3 protein-coding genes and 1 pseudogene are annotated in these 2,982 nt (G+C 62.9%); 3 read left to right on the top strand and 1 reads right to left on the bottom strand.

Annotated elements, in window-relative coordinates; translation table 11 throughout:
- The 3 genes and pseudogenes from ON21_RS30570 to ON21_RS30560 form a co-directional block, all read left to right on the top strand.
- On the top strand, positions 1–358 hold a 358-nt coding region (locus tag ON21_RS30570), incomplete at its 5' end, for a hypothetical protein (RefSeq protein WP_039803745.1).
- A gap of 304 nt (positions 359–662) precedes the next feature.
- On the top strand, positions 663–899 hold the full coding sequence (locus ON21_RS30565; RefSeq protein ID WP_039803743.1) for a hypothetical protein: 237 nt from the start codon (positions 663–665) through the stop codon (positions 897–899).
- 381 nt (positions 900–1,280) lie between these two features.
- Positions 1,281–2,108, top strand: a pseudogene (locus tag ON21_RS30560) (IS256 family transposase); the annotation flags it as partial.
- 125 nt (positions 2,109–2,233) lie between these two features.
- Here ON21_RS30560 and ON21_RS30555 read toward each other — a convergent pair.
- Positions 2,234–2,554, bottom strand: coding sequence for a hypothetical protein (locus ON21_RS30555; RefSeq protein WP_039803741.1), 321 nt, complete (start codon positions 2,552–2,554; stop codon positions 2,234–2,236).
- Positions 2,555–2,982: the final 428 nt, after the last annotated feature.

Genomic DNA, 2,982 nt, shown 5'->3' with positions numbered 1-2,982 from the left:
GCTGCGCGATGTGGTGGTCGAGGTGCCAGAACTCGCGATCATCTCCATTCCCCTGGTTGCTTTCATCATGAGTGAGTCCGGCTCCATCAAGGCTGTCGCAGCGGAATCCGAAACCGGTGCTGTTGCACTGGAAGGCGTGTTCCCCTCCCCATTGGCCATGCCGTTCCCAGAGGACCCCGGGTTCTGGCCCGAGGACCACCCACACGATCGCGGCAACTCCGATCCAGGCGGAGGCGGCGGAAACGGCGGTGACGACGATCCGTGGCATCTCGACGACGGCGGCGGGCGCAAGGGCCCCGGCGACATCTGGGGACGGGAACGATGTCTGACTCCCCGAGACGCACCGCATGCCGGCTGAGTCCCAGCCAACCGGATTGCCGGAGGTGCAGTCCTCGTGGCTATCGCGCTCCTGGACGCCGAGGTGGGCTCACCACATCGCAGGTTTCCGAGCAACTAATTAGCGATGGATTCCGCGTTTAAGGCTTCGCTCGGGGCGAAGCGCCCGGTGAGAGCCTATTTCTCCCAGCTAAAGACGGATGCAAGGCGACTGGACCCAACCCCGCCCCAACGAATTGGCTGCCACAACGAGACAAACCCGCACCCGATAGCTATCCATCAGCTATGTTCGGTGTGGGTCCGTTTCTACAACGTGGAGGCAGAGCATGGCGGTCGGCACGTTCAGGTATCAGAACTCTTATGGGTACTCCGATCAGATTCAGAACCCCGAGGAGTACAGCACTTACAACATCGAGATCACGCGAGGCTCGGTAGAGAACAACACCAACGCCACGGTCCGCATGTACACCGAAGAGGACGGCCGCGGAGACTCCGACTACCTCAACCCTGGAAACAGCAGGTACATCACCACCAGCTACCGAAGCTGCGTTTTCACGATCTAGCTGGGGACTGTGAATGCAACGGCTTCTCTCTGTGTCAAGCCGTCGTGAGCAGAGAGGTACCGGCCTCTCGCAGCATGGTGCGGTAGACGACGTCGGCGAGGCGTCGTTTCAGGCATCGGAGTGCTCTCTTTATGGCCTTTCGGGCTGCACGGTGAGGTCGGCCCGGAGTGAACCGCCCCGGCTTTGCTGCCGCCCCGTTATGGGGTAGCAGGAAGGATATGGGCCATGCCCAAAAGATCGACCCAGTGCTTCGGTTGCGTCCAATAGTGTGGTGTACGACCAGATGCCAGCAACGTCTGGGCGTGTCGTAGCCGAATGGGGAACGGTCACCGCGTGATTCTTCAAGAGACCGACCAAAGTCACTCGAAGGAGAACCACGCGATGACCGATCTCCAGCCTATCGACCCATCGGAGCTGCTGTCGGACCAACTCGCCGCGGCGAGTCCTGATCTGCTGCGCAACATGCTTTCGACGTTCATTCAGACGTTGATGAGCGCCGCGGCCGACACGATCTGCGGCGCCGGCTACGGCGAACACAGCAACGACCGCGTCAACCACCGCAACGGCTACCGCCACCGCGACTTCGACACCCGCGTCGGCACGATCGACGTCGCGATCCCGAAGCTGCGATCAGGCAGCTACTTTCCGGATTGGTTGCGCGAACGCCGCAAACGCGCCGAACGAGCACTGACCAGGGTGGTGGCGACCTGCTATCTGCTCGGTGTCTCGACCCGCCACATGGAGAAACTCGTCGAATCGTTGGGGGTGACCAGGCTGTCGAAGTCGCAGGTATCGATCATGGCCGCCGACCTCGACGCCCAGGTAGAAGCGTTCCGCACCCGCCCCCTCGATCAAGGGCCTTACACGTTCGTCGCCGCCGACGCACTCGTGCTGAAAGTCCGCGAGAACGGGCGCGTGGTCAACGTCCACGCCCTGGTCGCGACCGGCGTCAACGCCGAGGGCTACCGCGAAATCCTCGGCCTGCGGATCACCAGCGGCGAAGACGGCGCCGGCTGGCTGGCGTTCTTCCGCGATCTGGTCGCCCGCGGCCTGACCGGGGTCGAGCTGGTCACCTCCGACGCCCACGCCGGGCTGGTCGCCGCGATCGGCGCGACCCTGCCGGGCGCGTCCTGGCAGCGCTGTCGCACCCACTACACGGTGAATGTGATGAGCGTTTGCCCCAAAACCTCCTGGCCCTGGGTGCGGACACAGCAGCGCTGGGCTGCCCACGCCATCATCACAGTCGTGAACGCGCCCCTTGGCCAAGCCGGTCTAGGACAGGGCGACTCGCCGATCGAGTCTTGAGGTAGCCGACCCTGAGACTAGTAGATTCTTTACCCGACTTCGTGGACGACGGCCTCGGCACGCACTTGCAGGACCGCCGCCAGTACCATCCGGGACATCGACATGTTCGACATGTGCCCGGAGAGTGTGATCACTGCGTGCGCTGCCGCGCGCCGGCATTCCTGGATCAGATCGACGAACGCTGGCGGCAGCAGTCCAGTCTCCGGCGGCGGTTCATGGAACACGGTACCCAGCTCGTAGCCGAGCGAGCGGGCAGCAGTTCGCAACGTGTCCTCACCGGCATCGCGGTCGCGATCACCGAGCAAGTCATCGCGCAGGTATCCGTAGGCAAGAGGTAGCAGTGCACTCATCTCAGAAGCCAATTCCGCATCGACCGACCACCGCAGACCATCGCCTGCGCCAGCCGGATGGTTATGTTCGCCGCAGCTCGCTCGCAAAGGCCAGCCCGGCACCCGTAGCCACTCGTATCCAGTTGATGACCGCGACCCCACTGAGCGTCATTGCCCGACTCGGCTCCACATCGTTGTGCACCGCAGGGGTCGCGATCGTCGCTAACGGGCATCAACCGATCGGTGGAACGCTCAACTCCGACGCCCGTGCCCGCCGACACCTCTTACGGTCGTCGCATAGGTAAACAAGGCACATCAGCAAGGAACGACTTTTTCCGGACCACTACCTTAGGTGTACTGCCCTGAGAGGTTTGGGAACGCGACTGGTCGGGGGGCTGTCCGCCGTGACTGTCGGAACAACGGCGGATTTGACCTTTGGTCTGACTAGT

Source organism: Nocardia araoensis NBRC 100135 (assembly GCF_000308435.1).
Lineage (GTDB): Bacteria > Actinomycetota > Actinomycetes > Mycobacteriales > Mycobacteriaceae > Nocardia > Nocardia araoensis.
This window is presented reverse-complemented; position numbering and strand designations above follow the sequence as displayed.